Annotated in this window: 19 protein-coding genes; 7 read left to right on the forward strand and 12 right to left on the reverse strand. The window is 71.2% G+C overall.

What is annotated here, in order from left to right; all coding sequences use genetic code 11:
* The first annotated feature begins 5 nt into the window (after nt 1-5).
* Entirely contained in the window at nt 6-1,826 is a 1,821-nt protein-coding gene (locus P0Y48_09590; protein ID WEK12719.1) for a hypothetical protein, read from the forward strand.
* On the opposite strand, the gene P0Y48_09595 is transcribed toward P0Y48_09590, so the two are convergent.
* Nucleotides 1,823-2,458, reverse strand: coding sequence for a TetR family transcriptional regulator C-terminal domain-containing protein (locus tag P0Y48_09595; protein ID WEK12720.1), 636 nt, complete (start codon nt 2,456-2,458; stop codon nt 1,823-1,825). The two genes, P0Y48_09590 and P0Y48_09595, sit on opposite strands and share 4 nt — an antisense overlap.
* 66 nt (nt 2,459-2,524) lie before the next feature.
* Here P0Y48_09595 and P0Y48_09600 point away from each other — a divergent pair, with 66 nt between their 5' ends.
* From P0Y48_09600 to helR, 5 genes are all read left to right on the forward strand, one after another.
* The gene (locus P0Y48_09600; GenBank protein WEK12721.1) at nt 2,525-3,553 is read left to right on the forward strand and encodes an agmatine deiminase family protein; all 1,029 of its coding nucleotides are present in this window, start codon (nt 2,525-2,527) and stop codon (nt 3,551-3,553) included.
* A complete protein-coding gene (locus P0Y48_09605) occupies nt 3,550-5,277 on the forward strand; it encodes an amidase (GenBank protein ID WEK12722.1) in 1,728 nt (575 codons plus the stop codon). Before P0Y48_09600 ends, P0Y48_09605 begins: the two co-directional genes overlap by 4 nt.
* The gene (locus P0Y48_09610) at nt 5,274-6,638 is read left to right on the forward strand and encodes an aminotransferase class V-fold PLP-dependent enzyme (protein ID WEK12723.1); all 1,365 of its coding nucleotides are present in this window, start codon (nt 5,274-5,276) and stop codon (nt 6,636-6,638) included. Before P0Y48_09605 ends, P0Y48_09610 begins: the two co-directional genes overlap by 4 nt.
* Before the next feature lie 292 nt (nt 6,639-6,930).
* Entirely contained in the window at nt 6,931-7,350 is a 420-nt protein-coding gene (locus P0Y48_09615; GenBank protein WEK12724.1) for a GIY-YIG nuclease family protein, read from the forward strand.
* Nucleotides 7,351-8,645: 1,295 nt separating this feature from the next.
* Nucleotides 8,646-10,790, forward strand: coding sequence for an RNA polymerase recycling motor ATPase HelR (helR, locus tag P0Y48_09620; GenBank protein WEK12725.1), 2,145 nt, complete (start codon nt 8,646-8,648; stop codon nt 10,788-10,790).
* A gap of 14 nt (nt 10,791-10,804) precedes the next feature.
* On the opposite strand, the gene P0Y48_09625 is transcribed toward helR, so the two are convergent.
* A complete protein-coding gene (locus tag P0Y48_09625; GenBank protein WEK12726.1) occupies nt 10,805-11,689 on the reverse strand; it encodes an Fpg/Nei family DNA glycosylase in 885 nt (294 codons plus the stop codon).
* 246 nt (nt 11,690-11,935) lie between these two features.
* Between P0Y48_09625 and P0Y48_09630 the strand changes: the two genes are divergently transcribed.
* Nucleotides 11,936-12,385 carry a hypothetical protein gene (locus tag P0Y48_09630; protein WEK12727.1) on the forward strand — a complete coding sequence of 150 codons (450 nt, stop codon included), beginning with the start codon at nt 11,936-11,938 and terminating at the stop codon, nt 12,383-12,385.
* 99 nt (nt 12,386-12,484) lie between these two features.
* Here P0Y48_09630 and P0Y48_09635 read toward each other — a convergent pair whose 3' ends face one another.
* From P0Y48_09635 to P0Y48_09680, 10 genes are all read right to left on the reverse strand, one after another.
* The gene (locus P0Y48_09635) at nt 12,485-13,606 is read right to left on the reverse strand and encodes a glycerate kinase (GenBank protein ID WEK12728.1); all 1,122 of its coding nucleotides are present in this window, start codon (nt 13,604-13,606) and stop codon (nt 12,485-12,487) included.
* On the reverse strand, nt 13,603-14,643 hold the full coding sequence (locus tag P0Y48_09640) for a LacI family DNA-binding transcriptional regulator (protein ID WEK12729.1): 1,041 nt from the start codon (nt 14,641-14,643) through the stop codon (nt 13,603-13,605). The genes P0Y48_09635 and P0Y48_09640 overlap by 4 nt, the downstream gene beginning before the upstream one ends.
* Nucleotides 14,640-15,515: a sugar phosphate isomerase/epimerase gene (locus tag P0Y48_09645; GenBank protein WEK12730.1), complete on the reverse strand. Its 876-nt coding sequence runs from the start codon at nt 15,513-15,515 to the stop codon at nt 14,640-14,642. The genes P0Y48_09640 and P0Y48_09645 overlap by 4 nt, the downstream gene beginning before the upstream one ends.
* Nucleotides 15,516-15,834: 319 nt before the next feature.
* Entirely contained in the window at nt 15,835-17,058 is a 1,224-nt protein-coding gene (locus P0Y48_09650; GenBank protein ID WEK12731.1) for a dihydrodipicolinate synthase family protein, read from the reverse strand.
* Nucleotides 17,059-17,079: 21 nt separating this feature from the next.
* Nucleotides 17,080-18,207, reverse strand: coding sequence for a Gfo/Idh/MocA family oxidoreductase (locus P0Y48_09655; protein ID WEK15051.1), 1,128 nt, complete (start codon nt 18,205-18,207; stop codon nt 17,080-17,082).
* 174 nt (nt 18,208-18,381) lie between these two features.
* A complete protein-coding gene (locus P0Y48_09660; GenBank protein WEK12732.1) occupies nt 18,382-19,065 on the reverse strand; it encodes a hypothetical protein in 684 nt (227 codons plus the stop codon).
* Nucleotides 19,062-19,988 (reverse strand): carbohydrate ABC transporter permease, encoded by a 927-nt coding sequence (locus P0Y48_09665; protein WEK12733.1) that lies wholly within the window; start codon nt 19,986-19,988, stop codon nt 19,062-19,064. Before P0Y48_09665 ends, P0Y48_09660 begins: the two co-directional genes overlap by 4 nt.
* On the reverse strand, nt 19,985-20,977 hold the full coding sequence (locus P0Y48_09670; protein ID WEK12734.1) for a sugar ABC transporter permease: 993 nt from the start codon (nt 20,975-20,977) through the stop codon (nt 19,985-19,987). The genes P0Y48_09665 and P0Y48_09670 overlap by 4 nt, the downstream gene beginning before the upstream one ends.
* 38 nt (nt 20,978-21,015) lie before the next feature.
* Nucleotides 21,016-22,299, reverse strand: coding sequence for an extracellular solute-binding protein (locus P0Y48_09675; GenBank protein ID WEK12735.1), 1,284 nt, complete (start codon nt 22,297-22,299; stop codon nt 21,016-21,018).
* Between the two features lie 567 nt (nt 22,300-22,866).
* The gene (locus P0Y48_09680; GenBank protein WEK12736.1) at nt 22,867-23,958 is read right to left on the reverse strand and encodes a Gfo/Idh/MocA family oxidoreductase; all 1,092 of its coding nucleotides are present in this window, start codon (nt 23,956-23,958) and stop codon (nt 22,867-22,869) included.
* Nucleotides 23,959-24,079 lie beyond the last annotated feature (121 nt).

A 24,079-nucleotide genomic window follows, 5' to 3' on the forward strand; every position in this document is an offset into this window, starting at 1 on the left:
ACACCATGACCACCATCGGCACCACGCGCGCGAGACTGCGCGCCGCCACCACCGTCGCGGCCATCGCTGCGCTGCTCGGAGCGCTCACGGCGGCGCCCGCTCAGGCGGACGATCCGGCGGACATGTTCTGCGAGGTGCCGGGGCAGGAGCTGGCCATCTCGCCCGTCTCGGGGCTCAGCGACGGGCAGGCGGTCACGTGGCTGTCGACCGTGAAGGGCACCGCCCCCACCACCTTCACCGGGGAGTACATCGGCAAGCTCGACAACGGTCTCGGGTATGACGCGTACGGCAACCCGCGCGACCTCCTGCTCGTGCGACTCTCCGGCCCGGAGGTCGACGGCGCAGCGGGCACCCCCGCGGCGGGCGTGTGGGCCGGCGCGTCGGGATCGCCCGTCTACGACGCCGACGGCGCCCTCATCGGCGCCGTGTCGTACGGCTTCAGCTCGCTCGCCGACAATGTCGCCGGTGTCACGCCCGCCGCCTACATGAAGGCGATCGGCGACCTGCCGCTGTCGCGCAGCCTCACGCTGTCGGCGCAGAAGAAGATCGCGACGCTCGCGGGCGAGCCCGCCCCCACGGCATCCTCGACGGCGTCGATCCGGCAGCTCCGCCCCGTGCGGGTGACCGTCGGCACGACGGCCGCGACGCTCGACGCCGTCGCCAGCCGCCTCTCGAAGGAGGTCGACGGGTACCGCCCGGTCGTCTCGCGCGGTCTCGCGATCGGCGGCGGAGCCGACGACGGAGCCGACTACCCCATCGTCACGGGCGGCAACATCGCCGTCTCCTACGGCTTCGGCGCGGTCGCGTCGGCCAGCATCGGCACGGTCACCGCCGTGTGCGGCGACGACGTCTACGCCTTCGGCCACCCCAACGAGCAGAACTCCGCGCTGTCGGTGAACATCCACGGTGCCTCCGCCGCGCGGATCGTCCCCGACCTCGGCCAGTCGTACAAGATGGTCAGCGCGATCGGCAAGGTGAAGGGCCACCTCGTGCAGGACCGCCTCGCCGGCATCCGCGGGGTCCTCGGCGCCGGCGCGCCGACCGTGCCGATCACCACGGTCAGCATCGCGGGGAGCAACACGAGCACGGCCGTCAGCCACATCTCGGAGGAGCTCGTGCTCGCGCCGGCCGTCGCAGCCCAGCTCGGATCCGACGTGCTGCGCACCCTCGACAACGCCTGGGAAGGCACCGCGAAGGTGTCGTGGCGGATCGAGTACGAGCGCAACGGCCGCGTGTCCACGCTCCACAACGTCAACACGTACGCCAGCCGAGAGATGCTGTCCGAACTCGTCGGGTGGGACGTCTCCGAGGACATCGCACAGTTGCAGGCCAACCCCTTCGACGACGTCACGATCGTGAGCATCAAGGCGACGACGCGCTTCGCCGAGGGGTATCGTGCCGGCCGGGTGTCGGCGCTGCAGATCCGACAGTCCGGGACGTGGAAGAACGTCTCGCCGGGCAGCGTCATGAAGGCGACCCGTGGCAAGACGTACGACTTCCGCACCGTGCTGAAGGCCGCTCCTGGCGCCGCCGGCGGCACGCAGTACGTGCCGTTCTCGGTCACGGTCCCCTCGACGGTGAAGCGGACGATGACCCTGACGGTGTCGCCGCCGGCCGAGCAGTGGGACGACCCGGTGATGGAGGCCGAGTCCTTCGACGAGCTGATCGCCGCGCTCAACGCCAACGCACGCGGCGACGTCGTGGAGAGGACCGCCTCCTACGTGAAGACCAACGGCATCCGGTCCTCGCGCACCATCCCGCTGCCGGCGCCCGTCATGATCGACGGCGGTACCCGCATCTCGTTCCAGCTGCAGGTCTCGCCCTAACGACGCGGCGCGAGGTCGTCCGGGCTCACTCCGAGGAGCCCGGCGACCGCACGTGCCGTGAGAGCGCGACGGTCGGGATGCGCGTTCCACCGCACGAGCGAGTGGGCGTTCAACCCGTCGATCATCGCGAGCAGGTGCCACGCGATCGCCGCCTCGTCGCCCGGATCGAACACGCCGGCATCCATGCCCTGGCGCACCTCGCGCGCGATCGCGGTCTGCCAGGCGTCCATCTCGTCGCGCACGCGTGAGGCCAGCGCCTCCGAGCGCGCTCCCATCGCCCACGCCTGCACCCAGACGAGCGTGATGTCGTCGCGCGTGCCGTCGAGGAGGGTCTCCAGCAGGATGCCGAGGCGTCGCGCGGGCTCGTCGGCGGTGTCCAGGAGCGCCGCGACGTCGTGCCGCTCGGCCGCCACGAGCGCGCCGAAGGTGTCGGCGACGAGGTCGTCCATGCGCGGCGTGTAGTGGGCGACGAGGGCGGGGGCGACCGCCATGCGGGCGGCGACGGCGCGGAGCGTGACGGCATCCAGGCCCGCCTCGATCGCGATCGCTCGCGCCGCCTCGGCGACCTGAGTGCGGCGCTCGTCGGGAGACGTGCGTGCAGCGCGGGGGCGTGTAGTTGACGGGCCGGTCATGTGGTCGGTACGCTCCCCTTGTTGATCGCTTGATCAATACTGTAGTCCGAACCGCGAGGAGATGCCATGGCCTGGCGCATGCCCGCCGAGACGGCGCCCCACGAGCGCACCTGGATGACCTTCCCCGCCGAGGGCGAGACCCTCGGCGACACCGATGCGCTGCGCAGCGAGGGCTACGCGACGTGGGCGGAGGTCGCCGCCGCCGTGGCCCGGTTCGAGCCCGTGACGATGGTCGTCGATCCCGCCGAGCACGCGCGGGCGCGGCGCATGCTCCCGGGCGAGGTCGAACTCCTGGACGCGCCAGTCGACGAATTCTGGATGCGCGACTCCGGACCCACGTTCGTCGTGGACGAGACCGGCGTGCTCGGCGCCGTCGACTGGATCTTCAACGGCTGGGGCGCCCCGGCGTGGGCGTCGTGGCGGAAGTCCGCCGAGCACGCGCGCCTCGTCGCCGCCGCGACCGGCGCCGAGCTCGTGAGCTCGACCCTCGTGAACGAGGGCGGCGGCATCCACGTCGACGGCGAGGGCACCGTGCTCCTCACCGAGACGGTGCAGCTCGACCCCCGCCGGAACCCCTTCGCCGACAGGGCGCGGGTCGAGGCCGAGATGGCCCGCACCATCGGCGCCACGACCGCGATCTGGCTGCCCCGCGGCCTCACCCGCGACTACGACGACTTCGGCACCAACGGTCACGTCGACATCGTCGCGACGCTCGCCTCGCCCGGACGGCTCCTCCTCCACGACCAGCGCGACCCGGACCACCCCGACCACGTCGTGACGTCCGAGCTGCGCGCCCTGCTCGCCGAGCAGACGGATGCCGCGGGCCGGCGTCTCGAGATCATCGACCTCCCCGCGCCGGAGACCCTGCGCGACGGCGAGGGCTTCGTCGACTGGAGCTACGTGAACCACCTCGTCGTCAACGGCGGGGTGATCGCGTGCGGGTTCGGCGAGCCGCGCGCCGACGCGCGGGCCGTCGAGATCCTCGCCGCCGCCTACCCCGGTCGCGAGGTCGTCACGGTCGATGCGCGCCCCCTCTTCGCCCGCGGCGGCGGCATCCACTGCATCACACAGCAGCAGCCGGCGGTCGCCCCGTGATCGACGTCGTCGAAGCGTCGATCGCCGACCTCCGGGCCGCGCTGAAGACCGGGCGGACCACGGCCGTCGAACTCGTCGACGCCTACCTCGCCCGCATCGACGCCTACGACGGCCCCGACACGCCCACCGCGCTGCGAGCCGTCGTCGTGCGCAACCCCGCAGCACGGGAGGAAGCCGCCGCCAGCGACACCCGCCGGGCGCACGGCGCCTCCCGCGGCCCGCTCGACGGCATCCCGTACACCGCGAAGGACAGCTACCTCGTCACCGGGCTGACGGCGGCGGCCGGGTCTCCCGCGTTCGCCGACCTTGTCGCCCAGCGCGACGCCTTCACGATCGAACGACTCCGCGCGGCGGGGGCGATCTGCCTGGGGCTCACCAACATGCCCCCGATGGCCAACGGCGGCATGCAGCGCGGCCTCTACGGCCGGGCCGAGAGCCCGTACAACGCGGCGTACCTCGCGGCGCCGTTCGCGTCGGGCTCCTCCAACGGCTCGGGTACGGCCACGGCGGCGAGCTTCGCGGCGTTCGGGCTCGGCGAGGAGACCTGGTCGAGCGGGCGGGGACCGGCATCCCACAACGCCCTGTGCGCCTACACGCCGTCCCGCGGCGTGATCTCGGTGCGGGGCAACTGGCCGCTCGTCCCCACGATGGACGTCGTCGTGCCCCACACGCGCACGATGGCCGACCTCCTGGAGGTGCTCGACGTCATCGTCGCCGACGACCCCCGCACCCGGGGGGACTTCTGGCGTGTGCAGCCGTGGGTGCCCCTGCCGGCCGCCTCCGCCGTGCGGCCCGCGTCATACCCGGCCCTCGCGGCGGACGCCGACCTGCGGGGGGTGCGCCTCGGCATCCCCCGGATGTACATCGGCGCAGACCCGGATGCCGGAACCGGTTCGCGCGGCGTCGGCGGTCCGACGGGCGAGCCGATCGTCACCCGCCCGACGGTACTCGCCCTCTGGCGGGCGGCACGCGCCGCGTTGGAGGCGGCCGGCGCCGAGGTCGTCGAGGTCGACTTCCCGGTCGTGAGCAACTACGAGGGCGACCGCGCGGGTGCCCCCACGATCCTCACGCGCGGACTCGTCTCCCCCGCCTACCTGCGTCGGGAGATCGTCGACCTGTCGGCGTGGGCGTGGGAGGACTTCCTCGCCGCCAACCGCGACCCGACCCTCTCGTCGCTCGCCGTCGTCGACGGCGGGGCGATCTTCCCGCACCCCGAGGGCGCCCTCCCCGACCGCTACACGGGATTCGACGACGACATCGCCGAGTACCCCGAGTGGGTGCGGGCGCACCCCGGTGCCACGCTCGACGACATGCCGGAACTGGCCGACGGACTCCGCGGCCTCGAAGAGACCCGCCGCATCGACCTCGAGGAGTGGCTCGACACGCACGGGCTCGACGCCGTCGTCTTCCCCGCCGTCGCCGACGTCGCGCCTGCCGACATGGACGTGAACCCCGACTCCGCCGACCTGGGCTGGCGCAACGGCACGTGGATCGCGAACGGCAATCTCGCCATCCGTCACCTCGGCATCCCGACGGTCACCGTCCCGATGGCTCTCCTGCCCGATATCGGGATGCCGGTGGGCCTCACGTTCGCCGGGCGCGCCTACGATGACACCGCGCTCCTGCGGTTCGCGATCGCCTTCGAGGCGACCGGGAGTCGCCGCGTGGCGCCCCCGCGCACTCCCGCTCTGCCCCTCTCGACCCTGAAGACGGAGACATCATGACCGCCGACGCCGCTCGCATGCACGAGGTCAGCGAAGAGGCCGCGACCATCGTCGACCTCGTTCTGGACTACTCCCGGCGCCGCCTCCTGTCGCGTGAGACGCCGCTGGACAAGCCGCTGTCGGCGCCGGAGCTGTCGCGGCTGGCCGGCCGCACGATCGACGAGGACGGGATCGGCGCGCGCAAGGCGCTGTCGGTCTTCGAGCACGTGCTGGCTCCGGCGTGCATCACGACCGACGACCCGCAGTACCTGTCGTTCATCCCGTCGGCGCCGTCGAAAGCCGCCGCGGCGTTCGACCTCGTCGTCTCGGCGAGCGCCCTCTACGGCGGCTCCTGGTTGGAGGGTGCGGGGGCCGTGCACGCCGAGAACGAAGTGCTGCGCTGGCTCGGCTCCGAATTCGGGCTCCCCGACGGCGCCGGCGGCGTGTTCGTGCAGGGCGGCACCCTCGGCAACCTCTCGGCCCTCGTCGCCGCGCGCGCCCACGCGATCGACACGCGCCCGCGCCCCGACCGGTGGCGCGTCGTGTGCAGCGCGGAGGCGCACTCCTCGATCGCCTCAGCGGCACGCGTGATGGACATCGAGGTCGTCGCCGTGGCTCCCACCGACGACGGGGTGCTGCGCGCGGATGCCGTGGCCGCGGCCCTGGAGGAGTACGGCGCGAGCGTGTTCGCGGTGGTCGCGACCGCCGGTTCGACCAACTTCGGGATCGTCGACGACCTCGCCGGCATAGCGGCGCTCAAGGAGCGGTACGACTTCTGGCTGCACGTCGACGGCGCTTACGGCCTGGCGGCCATGCTGTCGCCGCGGGCGCGACCGCTGTTCGCCGGCGTCGAGCACGCGGACTCGCTCGTCGTCGACCCGCACAAGTGGCTCTTCGCGCCCTTCGACGCGTGCGCCCTGCTCTACCGCGACCCCGAGCTCGGGCGACGCGCCCACACGCAGCACGCGGAGTACCTCGACACCCTCACCGAGAAGAGCGACTGGAGCCCGTCCGACTACGCCGCTCACCTCACGCGGCGCCCCCGGGGCCTCCCGCTGTGGTTCTCGCTGGCCACCTACGGCGCCGGCGTGTACCGCGAGGCGGTGACGGCATCCCTCGACCTCGCACAGCAGATCGCCGACGAGATCGAACGGCGCCCGGGTCTCCGCCTCGTGCGGCATCCGCAGCTGTCGGTCGTGGTGTTCGAGCGCGACGGGTGGGACAAGGCCGACTACGAGGCCTGGTCGGCGCGGCTCCTCGACGACCAGCACGCGTTCGTCACGCCGAGCGGGCACCGCGGGCGCACCAACGCCCGCTTCGCGCTCGTGAACCCCCGCACGACCTTCGCGCACCTGACGAGGATCCTCGACACGATGGCGTGAGGCTGTAGGGACGAATGCAGGCCTGGGACCGAATGCAGGAGAGGGCCCCGCCGAAGCCCGTACGGCGGAGCCCTCTCCGGAAGATGCGGGAGTCGACAGCGACCCGAACGACATCGCCTCTACCGCATCCCACCCGATGTTGCATGTCCAGGCTAGGCGCGCGGAGGAGAGTCAGCGCACCCGTTGACTCCGTGGGCACCGAACTGCTACACGCACGGCGACGGACGCGGACGGATGCTGACGGACGCTGACCCGCGGATGCCGTGTCGGCGCCCGGCGCTAACCTCGCCGAGTGGATGACCCCCTGCCGCAGCGCTGCCTCCTGTGCGGCGCGACCGCGGGCGTTCGCCGCGACGGACAGTGGCACTGCGCCGTCTGCGACTGGCGGGTGGGCGACGCGCCCGACCCCGACCTGCCGCCGCCCCGCGTCGACGTCGTCTACTACCTGCGCTGGCGGGAGCGGATCAAGATCGGCACGTCGCACCGGCCGCGTCAGCGTCTCGCGGCGATCCTCCACGAGGAGCTCCTCGCGTTCGAACCGGGCGACCGCGCACTCGAACAGCAACGGCACCGGGAGTTCGCCGACCTCCGTGAGGGCGGCGAGTGGTTCACCGCCGACCCTCGACTGCTGGCTCACATCGCCGCGGTGGCCGGCGGCATCCCTCCGTGGGACGCCTACGCTCGCTGGGTCGCCGACGCCTACCGCCGGTGAGCGGAGCGATCGGTCAGTCGACCAGATTCGTGCCACCGCATCGGGTAGATGGGTATGCCGTGATGAGCATTCGACCAGTCTCCCCGAGCGCCACACGAACATCCTGGCTGAAGACGAGCTTGCCGTCCGATTTTCGATACAGGAACACCTTGCGCGAGTAACAGAAGCGTGTGCCGCTCGAGCTAGCCTGATCAGGATCTCTGAGAGTCCATGCCATAGACCATCCGGCGATGCCCCTCCAAGGGACGCCCCCTGCCCGGCTGCCCATCCGGGTCCAGTCATCCATGTGGTTCGCCAGGATGTGCCGGTAACCGTATTTGGCGTTGCCGCAGCTGAGTGTTGCGACAGAACCGCGCGGGATCTTTGTTGAGACGCGAAGACGCGTGTACGAAGCGACGAACTGGCTTTCGTCATCGAAGAGCCCGCAGCCCCTCCAGTTCGTCGGGGTGGGAGCGAGCGGAGGGAAAGTGTTTCCTCCGGCCAGTGTGTCTACCTGTGCGGGTTTGGCCACCTGGCCGACGTCCAGATATGCGACTTTGCGCGCCTCTCCCGGTGTGAGCGGAGCCGGGGCAAGCACGAGGCGCTCACCCGAAGCTCCCAAGAGAACCACCGGCAAGTCGTGTCCGTCACTCTCCTGGTGATCCGGCGGAGCTTGCGTCAATGAGACCCACAGTAGGGCCGAAGCGAGCACCTTCAAGGACAGAGCCCTAGCCATCGTCAATACTCCAATCGTCTGAACTAAAGACGACAGGCGGACGAGATACTGACGGGCAGCATTCATGGCGTGCCTGGCGTCAATGGTGCGGCATACAATTCTTCGGATGCCCACGCACCGGGAGGGAGGAGAGGCGATGCGACCGACGCGGCATGTGCACGTCATGGCGGACTACGGCGCCTTCCCCCTGTGGGAACGATCCGCCGACAGACCCCCAGGAGACGTGGACCCGGCGACGCTTCCCCTCACCCCCGCGCTGCGGACCGCACTGCTCGAGTGGGCGAGGGAGTACGACGAACGTTCTCCCTCGGAGGCCGGCCACGTCGACGCTCGAAGTCCTCGTGAGTGGCGGCGCCGAGGACGACGCCTGGCGCGAGACGTGCGCCGTCAGTTGCGGGGCATTGCTCGCGTGACGTCGCACATCGCCTGAGCGGAAGTCGCAGGAGCGGCAGTACGGCGGCAAAACGAAAGGCAGGCGTCGCCGCCTGCCATGTCCAGGATATCGCGGGGGTGGGGGCTTGCGGCAAGGCCCCGTCGGGGGCGCATACTGGTCGGCCGCCGCCGAACGGAGCCCACCTCCTTGACCGACATCTTCGCCCTGCCCGACACCCTCGCCGCCAAATCATCACCCGAACGGATCGGCGCCGACGCCCGCCGCTTCGCCGCCATCGCCGGCGCCCTCGCATCCGAGCGTGCGGCCGCCACGGCGCGCCGCGACGAACTGCGCGCCCTCGCGACCCGCCACGGGGAGGCGGCGCTCGAACGCGACCTCGAGGTGCACCGCCTTACGGCTCGACTGCGCGTGCTCGACCGGTTCGGCGTCGACGCGTGCCTCGGCCGCATCGTCGACGTCGACGGGGCGGTGCTCTACATCGGCCGCTTCGGCGTGACGGCGTCCGACGGCGAGCCGCTCCTGATCGACTGGCGCACACCGGCCGCCGAGCCCTTCTTCGCCGCGACGCTCGCTCAGCCGCGACGGCTCCGCAGCCGCCGCCGCTACCGCTGGGCGCACGGGCGTGTCGTCGACTATTGGGACGAGATCCTCGACGGCACCGACGACGACGCCCTCTCCCCCGACGATCAGTCGGCATTCCTCGCGAGCCTCGGCGCCGCGCGGTCGCCCCGGATGCGCGATGTGCTCGGCACGATCCAATCCGACCAGGATGCCGCGATCCGCGCACCCTCCCGGGGCGCCCTCGTCGTCGACGGCGGTCCGGGCACCGGCAAGACGGTCGTCGCTCTCCACCGCGCGGCGTATCTGCAGTACGCCGACCCGCGCCTCGGCGCCGGCCGCGGCGGGGTGCTCGTCGTCGGCCCCCACGCGGCCTACCTGTCGTACGTGGAGGACGTGCTCCCGAGCCTCGGCGAGGAGGGCGTGCACCTGTGCACCCTCCGCGACCTCGTCGCCGAGGGTGCGACGGCGGTCGCCGAGACCGACCCCGTCGCCGCACGGGTGAAGGCCTCGGGACGGTTCGAGGATGCCGTCGAGCCGGCGGTCCGCGGGTACGAGCGGCCGCCCGTCGACGATCTCGTGGTGGAGACACCGTGGGGCGAGGTGTGGGTGACGGCGTCCGAATGGGCAGAGGCGTTCGACGCCGCCGACGCGAGCCTCCCCCACAACACGGCGCGCGATCAGGTGTGGGGTGAACTCCTCGACCTCCTCGTCGATCTCCACGGATCAGACGACGACGAGATCTCCGCCGAGCAGGTGCGCCGCGCCCTAGCCCGTGACGAAGACCTCGGCCGCGCGTTCTCCCGCGCGTGGCCGATCCTCGATCCCGTGCGGGTCGTGTCCGACCTCTACCGCTTGCCCGACTACCTGCGCGCCTGCGCGCCGTGGTTGAGCGACGAAGAGATCGCCGCGGTGCACCGGCATCCGCCCGGCGCGTGGACCACCGCCGACCTGCCGGTGCTCGACGCCGCCCGGCGACGCGTCGGAGACCCGGAGGAGCTGCGCGTGCAGCGGCGGCGCGAAGCGGCGCGCGAGGAGGAGCGCGAAGTGCGGGAGCGGGTCGTGGCGGAGCTGATTGCGGCCGACGACAGCGACCTCATGCTCATGTCGCTCCTGCGCGGTCAGGACGCGCAGAACTCCCTCGCCGACGAGGCGGCGCTCCCGACGGTTCACCCCGACGAGCTCGCAGGCCCCTTCGCGCACATCGTCGTCGACGAGGCGCAGGAGCTCACCGACGCGCAGTGGCGGATGCTGCTGCGCCGCTGCCCGAGCAGGAGCGTCACCGTCGTCGGCGACCGCGCCCAGGCGCGCGAGGGGTTCGCGGAGACCTGGGAGGAGCGGCTGGCCCGCGTCGGCTTCGACCGCGTCGCGCGGTGCGCGCTCACCGTCAACTACCGCACCCCCGAGGAGGTCATGACGGTCGCCGAACCGGCGATCCGCGCGGTGCTCCCCGATGCGAACGTCCCCACGTCGGTGCGGCGCTCCGGCATCCCGGTGAAAGAGGGCGCACTGAGCGATCTCGATGAGGTGCTCCGCGCGTGGATCGCCGCGCAAGCCGACGGCACCGCCGCCGTCATCGGACTGCGCCCGACCGTGCCCGCAGGACTGCCGTCCCGCGTACGCGCGATGACACCCGAGCTCGCGAAGGGATTGGAGTTCGATCTGGTGGTGCTGCTCGATCCCGACGGATTCGGCGAAGGGCTCACCGCCGGCGTCGACCGCTACGTCGCGCTGACACGGTCGACGCGGGAACTGGTCATCCTGCGTCGCTGAGGCGCGCCGCATTGTCAGGGGGCGGGCGGGTGCTCCCCGTCGAGCTGACAGACGGGGCAGTACTGCGCCGCGCCCTTCGATCCCGGAACGTCGGCCACGAGCCCTCCGCACACGGGGCAGTGCTCGCCCGTGCGCCCGTGCACCCGCATCGACGCGACCTTCCGCGCCTTCAGTTCGGCGATCGGCGCGCCCGAACGGTCGGCGAGCGCCCCCGTCAGCACCTCTCGGATCGCGGCGAACAGCCGGGCGCGCTCCCCCTCGTCCAAATCCCCCGCATGCCGCAGCGGGTACAGCCGCGCGACGTGGAGGATCTCGTCGGAGTACGCGTTCCCGATGCCGGCGAGCGACTCCTGCTCCTGCAGCACCGCCTTCAGCTGCTTGCGGCGACCCGCCACGACCCGCTCCAGGTCGGTGAGGGCGAAGGCGTCGTCGAGGGGGTCGGGACCGAGCTTCGCGATCGCCGCCACCTCGGCCGCGTCATCGACGACCGAGAGCCCGAACGACAGCCACGTTCCGGCATCCGTCAGGACGAACGCCTCGCCGTCATCGAGGGTCAGCCGGCCGATCGGCGCGGCAGCGGGAGCGGTTTCGGTGGGAGCGGGCGCGGTGGTGACGGTGTCCGACAGACCCGCGGATGCCGCGGCCTCCCCGGCCGGCTCCCACCGCAGCCACCCGGCACGGCCGAAGCTCACGACGAGCACGGCCCCGTCCGTGGCGACCGCGAGGTGCTTGCCGTGACGGGTGACGTCGGTCACGGCACGCCCCGCGAGCTCGCCGAGCGGCCGCGCGCGGGTCTTCAGGGCACGGAACTCGTCGAGCTCGACCGCATCGATGAGGCGTCCCACGGCCCGCTCGCGCACGAACCGCGCGAGCACCTCGACCTCGGGCGACTCCGGCATGCGCCCATCCTGCCCCTCGGGCTCTGGAGGGTCCAGCGGTGGCGGTGAGTGGCTCGCATATCTTGGTCGGACGGCAGGCGAGAAATGAGGGACGTGCATGGTGGAAAAGGCGACGCGATCGCAGGTCGAATGGTTCGCTTCTTGGATCGAGAACGACATCTCGTTCCCGGAAGACACCTTCGAACGGACGGTTGTCATCCTCCATCCGGCACCCGTTGGATATCCGATGGGCGCATTCCGTTCCAGATGCCGAACGTCGACGGCCCGACCGATCCGGAGGCGTCTGAAGACCAGAAGCAGGCGATCGACGTGGCATTGCAGGAAGCGGCGGGGCCCGATGCCAGCTGTGTCTTCGCCCTCTACGCCGGCTATCTGCATGAGGATGACCACGGCCGCCGCGACGGGTTCGATGAGCCTGCGGGCACCTGGCACATCGGCCGGCTGAACTACGTTCTCTTCTCTGGGCGTCTCTCCGAGGCGGGTTTTGCCGGCGTCGACCAGCGTTGGGGCAGCGGCGTGCCGTTCGTCCCGGGTCGACGACGCCCGTTCGTAGAACTGAGCGACCTCTGGACCGCCGACCGATCTATCGTCCTCGCGTCGACCGCTGATACCGCCGTCACGGTCGTCGCCGGCCCGGAGAGCCTCGCGGAGCGCCTGCTCTCGATCCCTCTGCTCCGCGCCCACGTCTGGCGCTGAGCCCCCAGATCTCTCGCACCTTGCCGCCCACGTTTGCCGATCTGAGGTCGGTCTCGCGGATCAGTGCTCCGGCGGCTCCGTACCACCCGGCGCGGCGAGTCACCGGGACGCGAGGTACCTGCCGGCGGCGCGCAACCAGGGTGCGGGATCGGCGAAGGATGCCTCGGCGCTCCCCGCGAGCTCGGCCAGCGCCACGACGGCGACGAAGGCGGACGTGTCGGCATCGGGGGCGACCCGTCCCGCGACGAGCGCGACCGGGACCCCTGCGGCGCGGGCGCGCGCCGCCACGAGCGAGGGCACTTTGCCCGCGGCCGACTGCCCGTCGAACGACCCCTCACCGGTGACGACGAGGTCGGCATCCGCGAGCGCCTCGTCCAACCCGATGAGCGCGGCGACATCGTCGGCGCCGGGCCGCAGCTGCGCCCCCCACCGGGCGAGCGCGAACCCCGTGCCGCCGGCGGCGCCCGCGCCCGGTGCCGCAGGGTCACCACCCAGTGCACCCGCGAGCCGGGCGAGAGCGGCATCGACGACCGGCACTTCGTCGCCGGTCACCCCCTTCTGCGGACCGAACACCGCCGCCGCGCCCTGCGGCCCGACAAGAGGATTCGTGACGTCGGTGAGCACGGTCGCGCCGCCCGGCGGCAGCGGGCGCAGCCCGGTCAGATCCACGGCGACGACCTCGGCCATCCCGCGCGCGCCGGGTGCGACCGGACGCCCGTCGGCGTCGACGAACGCGGCGCCGAGCGCGACGAGCAGTCCCACCCCGCCGTCGGTGGAGGCCGACGAGCCGATCCCGAGCACGAGCCGGTCGACATCGTGATCCAGCGCCGCCGCGATCGCCTGCCCGAAGCCGAACGTGTCGGCATCCCACGGGCGGCGCTCGACACCGAGCAGCTCGATGCCGCTCGTCGACGCCAGCTCGACGACCCCCGTCGCGCCGGTGCCTTCGCTCGCGCCGGCACCCTCGCGATCCGGAAGCAGCAGCCAGGATGCCGCGACATCGCGGCCGTGCGGACCGCGCACCGTCACGGGCATCCGCGTCGCGTCGGGAACGGCGGCGGCGAACGCGTCGAGCGTGCCCTCGCCGCCGTCGGCCATCGGGCGGCTACGCACCACCGCGTCCGGGTCCACCTCTCGCCAGCCGCGCGCGACGGCATCGACCGCCGCGGCGGCGCCGATCGAGCCCTTGAAGCTGTCGAGGGCGACGACGACGCGGGTCATGACCGGGGCGGCGTGCTCTCGCGCAGCAGCACCTCGAGACGCAGCGTCTCGTCGGCCGGCTGCCACTCGGCATCCGTCGCGGCGTGGAAAGCCTGATACCCGACCTCGTCGAGCGGGATGCGCACCGTCGTGAGCGCCGGAGTCACGTCGCGCCCGGTCGGGATGTCGTCGAAGCCGGCCAGCGCCACGTCGTCGCCGACAGCGCGCCCCGCCTCGCGGAGAGCGGCGAGCGCCCCGATCGCGACGACATCGCTGATGCCGAAGACCACCGTGCCCGGCGCGACGCCGTCGGCGAGCGCGTCGCGCATGAGAGCGTGCCCCGACTCGCGACTGAACGTGCCGCGCAGTACGCGAGGCTCCGCGCCGCCGCCCCCCGTGAATCCCGCGACGAAACCGCCGACGCGCTCGTCGCTCGTCACGGTGCCCTCCGCGGCGGCCAGGACCACCGCCTGTCGGTAGCCGCGGGCCGCGAGCGCTGCGCCCAGTTCGCGGGCACCGCCGCGGTTGTCCACCGTCACCGAGCGCACCCCCGGCACCCCGGCCCCGAGGGCGACGACACGCCCGCCGCTGGCGGCGAGATGCTCGACTTCGGCAGCCAGCTCCGTCGAGAGCTCCGACGACGTGCGGGATGCCGCGAGGATCAGCCCACGCGGGCGCTGGCCGCGAAGGGCCCTCACGAGCCGCACCTCGCGTTCGGGATCGCGTTCCGTGATGGCGACGGTGACGACGAGACCTGCCTCGTCAGCGCCGCGTGCGACCCCCGACGCGATCTGTCCGAAGTAAGGGTCGGCGATGTCGGCCACGAGCAGCGCGATGATCGCCGACGTGCCGCGCGCGGTCGCCTGCGCCGAGAGGTTGGCCGTGTAACCGAGGCGCGTGGCCGCCGCCTCCACGCGGAGGCGGTAGGAGTCCGCGACCTTGCGCGTCGAGCCGTTCAGCGCCCGCGACGCGGTCGCCAGTGACACCCCCGCCTCGCGCGCGACGTCATCGAGGGTGACGGCGCCGCTGCGCAGGGTCACGGGAGCGTCGTCGGTCATGCTCGTGATTCTAGGTGCGGCGACACGGCCGCCGCGAAGCCCTCTGCGGTGCGGCGGACCGCCTCGGCCGGATCGGTCGCCCAGATGTCCTCGTTGAAGATCTCCACCTCGATGTCGCGGTCATAGCCGGTAGCGACGACCGCGCGCGTGAGCGAGGCGAAGTCGATGATCCCGTCGCCGGGGTAGTGGCGGCTGAGCAGCACATCGGCCGGGAGCGGCGTCTTCCAGTCGCACACCTGATAGGTCGCGATACGGCCCTCGCGGCCCGCACGGTCGATCGCCGCCAGCACGTCGGGGTCCCACCAGATGTGGAACGTGTCCACCGCCGCCCCGACCGCGTGCGCGGGCAGCCCCGCCGCGAGATCGAGGGCCTGACCGAGGGTCGAGACGACGCAGCGGTCGGACGCGAACATCGGATGCAGCGGCTCGATCGCCAGCGTGACACCGGCGGCCTCGGCATCCGGGACCAGCTCTTCCAACGCATCTCGCACTCGTCCGCGCGCCGCAACGAGGTCGCGCGAGCCGTCGGGGAGTCCGCCCGCGACGAGCACGAGCACCGCCGTCGATCCGGGCGCCCCCGCCGCGGCGAGAGTGGCCGCCTCCTCGATCGCGCGGCGGTTGTCGTCGATAGCCGCGCGGCGCGCCGTGCCCTCGGGCATCGTGAAGAAGCCGGCGCGGCAGTGCGTCGTGAAGCGCAGTCCCGACGCGGCCAGCAGGCGTGCGGCGGTGGTGAGGCCGACCTCCTGTACGGGCTCACGCCAGAGGCCGATGGCCTCGATCCCGGCCTCGGCAGTCACCGCGAGGGCGGTCGCGAGGTCGGCGTACTTGATGGTGGCCTGGTTGATCGACAGGCGCGGATCCGGGGCCGTCATCGCATGTCCCACTTCCGGTTGCTTCGGGGCCGGTGCCCGGGGGACATGTCCCACTTTCGGTCGCTTCGGGGGTGGTCGAACAGTCGAATGTGGGACATGGTCGACCCAGTTCGGGACATGGGCCGCCGAAACGGGGACACGGGCCGCCGGAGCTGCGGCATGTCCCACTTCCGGTCGGTTCGGGGCCGGTGCCCGGGGGACATGTCCCACTTTCGGTCGCTTTGAGGGTGGTCGAACAGCCGAATGTGGGACATGGTCGACCCAATTCGGGACATGCTCAACCGAAACTGGGACATAGGCCGCCGGATGTGGGACATGGTCACGGCAGGAGTCCGTTCAGGCGGAGGAGGTCCGACCAGCGCGCCGCGGCGAGTTCGGGGCGCTCCAGCGCCTGCGACGCGTTCGCGAGCTCGACGATGCGCGACAGGTGCGGCAGGCTGCGCGCCGAGTGCAACCCGCCGACCATCTGAAAGGCGGACTGGTGACCGTTCAGCCACGACAGGAACGCGACGCCCGTCTTGTAGTAGAAGGTCGGCGCGGCGAACACCTGACGGCTGAGGTCCTCGGTCGGACCGAGGATGCGCAGGTAGCCCTCCGGGTCGCCCGCATCGAGCGCCTGGATCGCCGCGGAGGCGACCGGCGTGATCGCCGCGAACGCGCCCAGCAGCGCATCCGAGTGACCCCGGGCGGCACCCGACGCCGACCCCGCGGCATCCGGCGTCGACCCCGCGGCATCCGCCGGCGGAAGCGCATCACCCCCGATGAGTCCGACGTAGTTGAAGTCGTCACCCGTGAACATCCGCACGCTCTCGGGAAGGCGCTCGCGCACCGACACCTCCGATTCGGCGTTGAGGAGGCTCATCTTCACGCCCGCGATCCGGTCGGGGTTCTCGCCGATGATCTCCAGGAGCACGTCGGCGGCGGCGCGCCAATCGGTCGATCCGAAGTAGCCCTCCAGCTGCGGGTCGAACGCGGTGCCCAGCCAGTGCAGCACGACGGGGGTCGTCGCCTCCCGCAGCACCGCACGGTAGACGCGGCGGTAGTCGTCGGCGGTCTCGGCGACCCGCGCGAGATGCCGGGATGCCATGAGCACCGGTCCGGCGCCCTGCTCCTCGGTGAAGTGCAGCTGCGCGACGTACGCGTCGATCACCTCGGCGCGAGTGAGCCGTTCCGCGTCGACGTGGTCGGTGTTGACGCCGACGACCACCGAACCGCCCTCTTCGCGGGCGACCTCGGCCGAGCGCGCGATCAGTTCGCGCGTGGCCTCGGCATCCAGCCCCATGTTGCGCTGGGCGGTGTCCATCGCATCGGCCACGCCGAGCCCCCACCCGTAGACGTGCCGGCGGAAGGCGAGCGTGGCATCCCAGTCGATCTCGGCCGGTCGGCCGGGGGTGTTGTCCGCGTGCGGCTTCGGGACGACGTGCGCCGCGGCGTACGCCACCCGGGTGCGCAGCGCGGCGGTCGGCCGGGCGAACGCGGGCGCCTCGGCGAGCGGGGTCGAAGACATGACGCCTTCGGGCGAGAGGAGGGGGAGGTCGGTCATGGTGCTGTCCTCGGGCCGCGCTCAGTCCAGGCTGAGCGTGGGCAGCTCGACCTTGCGACCCTCGGCCGACGAACGCAGACCGGCCTCGGCCAGCAGCACGCCGCGCGCGCCGGACAGCAGGTCGAACGGGTAGTCGGTGCCGAGGGCGTAGGAGAGGAGGAACTCCTCCCACTGCTGCCGGAACCCGTTCTGGAACACCTCGTTGGTGGGAACCTCTGCCCAGTCGGCGTCGTAGTCGTGATCGTCAGCGAGGTCGGGGTTCCACACGGGCTTGGGAGTCTGGTTGCGGTGCTGGATCTTCGCCCCGAACAGGCCGACGACGGCCGAGCCGTGCGTGCCGTCGACGTGGAACTCGACGAGCTCGTCGCGGTTGACGCGCACGGTCCACGAGGAGTTGATCTGCGCGATCACTCCCCCGTCGAGCTCGAACACGCCGTAGGCGGCGTCCTCGGCGGTCGCGGTGTAGTGCGCGCCGTTCTCATCCCACCGGTCGGCGATGTGGACCGCCGCCTGCGCGTAGACGCTCTTCACCTCGCCGAAGAGGTTCTCCAGCACGTAGTTCCAGTGCGGGAACATGTCGACGATGATCCCGCCGCCGTCTTCGGCACGGTAGTTCCACGACGGACGCTGCGCCGGCTGCCAGTCGCCCTCGAACACCCAGTAGCCGAACTCGCCGCGCACCGAGAGGATGCGACCGAAGAAGCCGGAATCGATGAGTCGCTTGAGCTTCTGCAGGCCCGGGAGGTAGAGCTTGTCGTGCACGACACCGGTCTTCACACCCGCGGCATCCGCGAGCCTGGCGAGTTCGAGCGCTTCGGCGACCGTCTCGGCCGTGGGCTTCTCGGTGTAGATGGTCTTGCCGGCGGCGATGGCCTTGCGCAGCGCCGAGGAGCGGGCCTTCGTGACGAGGAAGTCGGCGTAGATCTCCCAGCGCGGGTCGGCGAGGGCGGCGTCGAGGTCGGTGGTGTAGTCCTCGATGCCGTGGCGAGCGGCGAGCTCGGAGAGCTTGGCGGCGCTGCGCCCGACGAGGAGAGGCTTGACCGTCAGCCGCGTGCCGTCGGGCAGTTCGATGCCGCCCTGGTCGCGAATGGCGAGGATCGAGCGCACGAGGTGCTGACGGTAGCCCATGCGTCCCGAGACGCCGTTCATGATGATGCCGACCTCGCGCACGGCGGGAGCGTCGACGGCGGCGGGGGCCGAGGTGGTGGTGGGTCGGGTCGTCGTCTCTGACACGGTCGTTCCTTAAGGTCGGTAAGCGCTTTCCGCTTCACACATGATGGCATCGGGAATGCGCTTTCCGCAACCCGTGGCGTGCAATCCGGGCTACGTCAGGCCCTCCACGGCGCCGCGGGCGTCACGCCGTGCGGCGGCGTCCGTCAGACGCACCAGGCGACGCTCCCCGATCGACACGAGCGCGAAGGCGAGGAGCCCCAGCACGGGGATGACGAGGGGCAGGAACTGCCACACGATCGTCGCGGCGAGGCCGAGCGCGACGACGGTATACGCCGTCCCCGACAGATCCGCCCGGGCGACGCGAGGGGTGATCCTCACGAGGTCGCGCCACGACGCGCCCGGGGTCCACAGCGACGACGCGATCGTCGCTCCCACGAGCGCCGCGAGGCCGATCGTCGCGACCACGACGGCCACCGGCATCCCACCCGGCACCGTGCCCTCGGCCGTCAGTGCGACGTCGACGGCGATGATCGCCCCGAGCGCCGTCGTCACGACCCCCACCCCGATGCCGCCCGGGAGAGCGCGCACGGCATCGCGGAAGAACCCGGATGCCGGGGTGGCCTCGGCCGCGAGGAAGCGGCGCAGGTGCGCGGAACCGGCCGCGATCGCGGCGGGCCACGTCACCACCGGGAGGCACACGACCGCCATGAGCGCGCCGATCCACAGCACCTCGCCGAACAGCGCGAACCGCTGCGCCGCACCGGGCCAGCGCAGGACGCTCCCGTCGGCCTCGACGCGTCCCGGTCGGGAGGCGCGGCCGCGACGCGGGCTCATCCCTTCAGCCCCTGTGTCGACACGCCCTCCACGAGGAACCGCTGGAAGACGATGAAGAAGAGAAGGATCGGCAGGAGCGCGAGCACCGAGACAGCGACCGTCGCCCCGTAGTCCGAGGTGGAGGTCTGGTCGTTGAACACCCGGAGAGCGAGCGGCAGCGGGTACATGTCCGTCGAGTTCAGGTACAGCAGCGGCCCGAGGAAGTCGTTCCAGCTCCAGATGAACGCGAAGATGGATGCCGTCACGAGCGCGGGCTTGACCAGCGGCAGGATGATCGACCAGTAGATCCGCCAGTGGCCGCAGCCGTCGATGCGCGCCGCCTCGTCCATGTCGCGCGGGAGCGCGCGGATGAACTGCACGATGAGGAAGACGAAGAACGCCTCGGTGGCGAGGAACTTGCCCAGCAGCAGCGGCACGAACGTGTCGACGAGGTCGAGGTTCCGGTACAGCATGTACTGCGGGATGATCAGCACGTGGAACGGGAGCAGGAGCGTCCCGATCATCACGGCGAACCACACGCCGCTGCCGGCGAACTTCACGCGGGCGAAGGCATACGCCGCGAGGGATGCCGAGATGACCGTGCCGATCACCGACCCGATCGCGAGCACGAACGAGTTCACGAAGAACTGCCACAGCGGCACCCCGCCGACGCCCGCGAGCACCTTGAAGTAGTTGTCGATCGTGGGGTTGTTCGGGAGAAAGCCCTGGTTCGCGCCGAACTCGGCGGTGGGCTTGAACGACGCCGAGAACATCCACGCGAGCGGGTAGAGGATGATCGCCGTCAGCGCGATCATCGCGATCACCCAGACGACCGTCTGCCACGTCTTGCGCTTGCCGAACCGCCGACGCGGGGGCGTGACGCCCTTGGGCAGCACGGCCGTGATGGTCTCGAGGCCCGTCGCGGGCTGGACGGAGGCGCTCATCGGTTGTCTCCCGCGTAGTGCACCCACGAGTTGGAGGTGCGGAACATGATGAAGGCGATGGCGGCGACCACGAGGAGCAGCGCCCACGCCATGGCCGACGCGTAGCCCATCTGGCTGTTCGTGAAGGCGCGCGTGTAGAGGTACACGGTGTAGAAGTTGGTCGCCCCGGCGGGTCCGCCCGTGCCCGAGCCGATGATGTAGGCCGACGCGAAGATCTGGAACGCGTGGATCATCTCCAGCAGGAGGTTGAAGAAGATCACCGGCGAGAGCATGGGCAGCGTGACGCTGCGGAACTTGCGGAACGGGCCCGCGCCGTCGACCGACGCGGCCTCGTAGAGCTCCTGCGGCACCTGCTTGAGGCCGGCGAGGAAGATGACCATCGGGGCGCCGAACTGCCAGACCGCCAGCAGGATCATCATCGGGAGGATCAGCGCGGGAACGCCCACCCAGCCGCCGATGTCGATGCCGAACAGGCTCAGCGAGCTGTCGACGGGGCCGCCGGTGGAGAACATCGCCCGCCACACGATCGCGATGCTGACGCTCGCGCCGATGAGCGAGGGTGCATAGAAGGCCGAGCGGAAGAACCCGGTGCCCCTGCTGCGGAAGTTCAGCAACATCGCGACCCCGAGGGCCGCGGCGAGCTTGATCGGGGTGCCCACCACGACGTAGAGCAGGGTGATGCGCACCGAGTCCCACCACACGTCGTCCTGCAGCATCCGCTCGAAGTTGCCGAGGCCGATCCACTTGGGCGGGGCGAAGATGTTGTAGTTCGTGAACGCGAGGTAGAGCGAGAAGAGCATGGGTCCCGCCGTGAGGAGGAAGAACCCGATGAGCCACGGCGAGAGGAAGAGATACCCCGCCGCGTTCTCGCGCCGTCGCAGGCTGCTGCCGCGGCGGTGGGCACCTCCCGTCCGACGGTTGCCCGCCGGACGGGAGGCCGGTTCGGCCTGCGGCTGTCGCGTCGCGGTCGCGACCGAATCCGTTGCCATGATCTCTCCTTGCTCGACTACGTGCTCGACGGCGGGGCTCAGCCCTGCAGGACGACGTTCGCCTCGTCGAAGAACTGCTTGACGGCGTCGTCGACGGTGATGGCACCGAGGCCCAGCGCCTTGCCGAGGTCCCAGAACTTCTGCTCGAGCGCACCGTAGCCGACGACCGGCACGGGCGGGGCGTCACCGATGCGGTCGGCGACCGAGTCGAGGTAGTCGGCGACCTGCTTGTCGGCGCCTTCCAGCGCGGCGCCGGCGAGCTTCGAGGAGGATGCCGGGAAGCCCAACGTCGTGCCGAAGATCTCCCCGGCCTTCTCGCTGTTGACGACGTAGTCGAGGAAGATGGCCGCCGCCTCCGGGTGCTCCGTGTCGGCGGAGATCGCCATCTGCAGACCGGCCTGGCGGTAGAGGTCCTTGGAGCCCTGCTTGGCCGTCGGCGGTGCGATGAGCGAGATGGACGATGCGCCCGAGTCGGCGAGGTAGCCGCCGAGGAAGTTGCTCCAGCTCGTCTCGCTCGCGGTGAGGTTGCCGCCGAAGCCCGACTTCGGGGTGATCTCCTCGAGCTTGTTCTGGGGAACCGTGATGCCGTCGCGCGCGGCGGCTCCCGATTCCCAGAACGCCTTCAGCTCGTCCTCGGTGAAGCCGAGCTTGCCGTCCTCCGTGTACAGGTTCTTGCCGTCGGCGCGCAGCACGAGCTCGAAGGTCTGGATGCGCTGCGTCACGTCGGTGCCGCCGTAGACCTTGCCGCCCGTGGCATCCGTCACGCTCTTCATCCACGCCGTGAAGTCCTCGAAGGACGTCCCGCCCTCGGGGGCGGTCAGGTCGTTGGCGGCGATGAGGTCGTCGTTGACGAAGTTGGCCCAGGCGCTGTAGCCGGTCGGCAGCGAGTACTGCGTGCCGTTCAGCTGACCGGTGCCCAGCAGCGCCTCGTCGAAGGTGTCGAAGTCGATGTAATCGGACACCGTGGCGAGGTCGAGCACGTAGCCGGGCTCGCCGTACTGGCGCAGGTAGCTGTCGGAGAACTGCCACACGTCGGGGAGCCCGCCGCCGGCAGCCTCGGTCTGACGCTTCTCCCAGTAGCTCGGGAAGTCGGTGAACTGACCGTTGATCGTGATGTTGGGGTATTCCTCGTTGAACGCCGCGATGAGCGCGTCGTACCGTGCGGCGCGGTCGTCGTTGCCCCACCACGTGAAGTTCAGGGTGACCTTCTCGTTGGGGTCGAACGACGACGCCGGCTCGCTGGTGCCGGCGCAGCCGGCCAGAGCGAGGGCGGCGCCGGTCACGACGGCGACGGCGGCCAGGGCCCGCTTGGTGCTGAACATCCTTGTCCTCTCTTCGAACGCCCGTGTTCCGTGTGCCGCGGACGTCCGTTGTCCTTGTGTGCGGTGCGCGCCGCCCGTGCGGGTCGAGTGCTCCAGGAGTCCTCGTGCAGGTGTTTCCATGTCGGGAAAGCGCTTGCCGGTTACCGTACTACGCGTTGAAACGTTTTGCAACAGATTCCGGAAATCGCTTTCCGCCTGTGATCTCCGCGCCGCTGGTACCGGTCACAGCCTTCGCCATCGTATCGACCCGCAGGGCCGCCGCGCCGTGGCATCCGCGCCCTTTCGGCCGCGGGCCGCCACCCCGTCGCGTCGCATCTTCGCGTCTTCGCCCGCGGCAAATCGCGGATGCCACCACCACCCACCCACACAACAACGCCCCCGAACCACCACGCCCCTGCCCGCCACCGCGCCCACCACGCCCCCACCCACCACTCGGCCCGCCGCTTCGCCCGCGGCGAATCGCGGATGCCACCGCCTCACACCCGCACAACGACGCCGGCGAACCCCCCACCGACGAACCCACGCCCCCGAACCACGCCCCGCCCGCCGACGGCGCGGCGGCGGCGGTCAGCGCATGTCGGTGACGGGGCTCGCGAAACCGGACCGGTGGGTCGGGTGCGCGGCCAGGTCGGCGGGCGTCACCACCGCGCCGTCGCCCGCGGCGGAGGCGTAGATGGCCGCGACGAGTTCCAGCGCGCGGGCGGGCTCCTCCGCCGTCGGGGGAAGGGGAGCCCCCGACAAGAGGGCGTCGAAGACGTCCCGCAGCAGCGGCGCGTGGTCACTGCGTTCCTCGATCGCCGGAAGGTCCCAGTCGTCGGCATCGTCCTCGAAACCCGGCGCGGGCGTGATGACCCAGTTCTCGTGGCCATGACCGTAGAGATGGTCGACCGTCACGGTCGCGCGTTGCGTGTCGATCCGCACCGAACTCGTCTGTCGCGGCGATACGGCGCTCGTCACCACCTGCGCGACGACCCCGTTGGCAAAGGTGATCGTCGCGGTCGAGGTGTCCTCGGTCTGCGTCTCGCGATCGAGCCGCCACAACCGCCCCTGCACGCTCGCCCAGTCGCCCAGCAGGAAGCCCAGAAGATCGAGCTGATGGATGCCGTGGCCGAGCGTCGTCCCGCCCCCCTCGGTCTCCCACGTCCCTCGCCACGGGACGGCGAAGTAGTCCTCGTCGCGGTACCAGAGCGTCTGGCAGACCGCGAGGAGCGGACGCCCCAACGCTCCCGACTGCAGAAGGCTGCGGACGTGCGCGGCGGCCGTGCCCGTGCGCTGCTGGAACACCACGGCGAGACGCCGATCAGCCGCGTCGGCGGCGGCGCGCATCTCGTCCAGCTCGTCGAGCGAAGGCGCCGGAGGCTTCTCCACGATGACGTGAGATCCGGCGGCGAACGCGGCGAGCGTCTGCTCGCGGTGCGCGGCGGGCGGCGTGCACACGAGCACGACATCCGGCCGCTCGGTCGCGAGCAGCACGTCCAGCGAGTCGTAGACCGTCGGCGCGACGTCGCGCGCCCATTCGGCTGCGAAGGCCTCGGCGGTGGCCCGCGCCTGATCGGTCACGGCCACCAGCACGGCGTGCGGGTGGTCGAGCACGGCGCGGGCGTGGAGGTGCGCGACGGCACCGGTTCCGACGATCGCGCAGCGGAGTTCGGTGGTCATGCGCGGATCTCCTCGGGAGTGCGGGGGCGGGGCGGGGGCGGGTCGGGGCGGCGGCGGCGGTGGCGGTGGCGGTGGCGGTGACGGTGACGGTGGCGGTGGCGGTGGCGGCCAGCGTGGCAGG

The organism is Candidatus Microbacterium phytovorans (assembly GCA_029202445.1).
Taxonomy (GTDB): domain Bacteria; phylum Actinomycetota; class Actinomycetes; order Actinomycetales; family Microbacteriaceae; genus Microbacterium; species Microbacterium phytovorans.

What these genes read in the sequence shown, in the direction of transcription:
- P0Y48_09590 (WEK12719.1), top strand. Translation starts at nt 6, where the DNA reads ATGACCACCATCGGCACCACGCGCGCGAGACTGCGCGCCGCCACCACC.
- P0Y48_09595 (WEK12720.1), bottom strand. Translation starts at nt 2,458, where the DNA reads ATGACCGGCCCGTCAACTACACGCCCCCGCGCTGCACGCACGTCTCCC.
- P0Y48_09600 (WEK12721.1), top strand. Translation starts at nt 2,525, where the DNA reads ATGGCCTGGCGCATGCCCGCCGAGACGGCGCCCCACGAGCGCACCTGG.
- P0Y48_09610 (WEK12723.1), top strand. Translation starts at nt 5,274, where the DNA reads ATGACCGCCGACGCCGCTCGCATGCACGAGGTCAGCGAAGAGGCCGCG.
- P0Y48_09625 (WEK12726.1), bottom strand. Translation starts at nt 11,689, where the DNA reads ATGCCGGAGTCGCCCGAGGTCGAGGTGCTCGCGCGGTTCGTGCGCGAG.
- P0Y48_09630 (WEK12727.1), top strand. Translation starts at nt 11,936, where the DNA reads ATGCCGAACGTCGACGGCCCGACCGATCCGGAGGCGTCTGAAGACCAG.
- P0Y48_09635 (WEK12728.1), bottom strand. Translation starts at nt 13,606, where the DNA reads ATGACCCGCGTCGTCGTCGCCCTCGACAGCTTCAAGGGCTCGATCGGC.
- P0Y48_09640 (WEK12729.1), bottom strand. Translation starts at nt 14,643, where the DNA reads ATGACCGACGACGCTCCCGTGACCCTGCGCAGCGGCGCCGTCACCCTC.
- P0Y48_09645 (WEK12730.1), bottom strand. Translation starts at nt 15,515, where the DNA reads ATGACGGCCCCGGATCCGCGCCTGTCGATCAACCAGGCCACCATCAAG.
- P0Y48_09650 (WEK12731.1), bottom strand. Translation starts at nt 17,058, where the DNA reads ATGACCGACCTCCCCCTCCTCTCGCCCGAAGGCGTCATGTCTTCGACC.
- P0Y48_09655 (WEK15051.1), bottom strand. Translation starts at nt 18,207, where the DNA reads ATGAACGGCGTCTCGGGACGCATGGGCTACCGTCAGCACCTCGTGCGC.
- P0Y48_09660 (WEK12732.1), bottom strand. Translation starts at nt 19,065, where the DNA reads ATGAGCCCGCGTCGCGGCCGCGCCTCCCGACCGGGACGCGTCGAGGCC.
- P0Y48_09665 (WEK12733.1), bottom strand. Translation starts at nt 19,988, where the DNA reads ATGAGCGCCTCCGTCCAGCCCGCGACGGGCCTCGAGACCATCACGGCC.
- P0Y48_09670 (WEK12734.1), bottom strand. Translation starts at nt 20,977, where the DNA reads ATGGCAACGGATTCGGTCGCGACCGCGACGCGACAGCCGCAGGCCGAA.
- P0Y48_09675 (WEK12735.1), bottom strand. Translation starts at nt 22,299, where the DNA reads ATGTTCAGCACCAAGCGGGCCCTGGCCGCCGTCGCCGTCGTGACCGGC.
- P0Y48_09680 (WEK12736.1), bottom strand. Translation starts at nt 23,958, where the DNA reads ATGACCACCGAACTCCGCTGCGCGATCGTCGGAACCGGTGCCGTCGCG.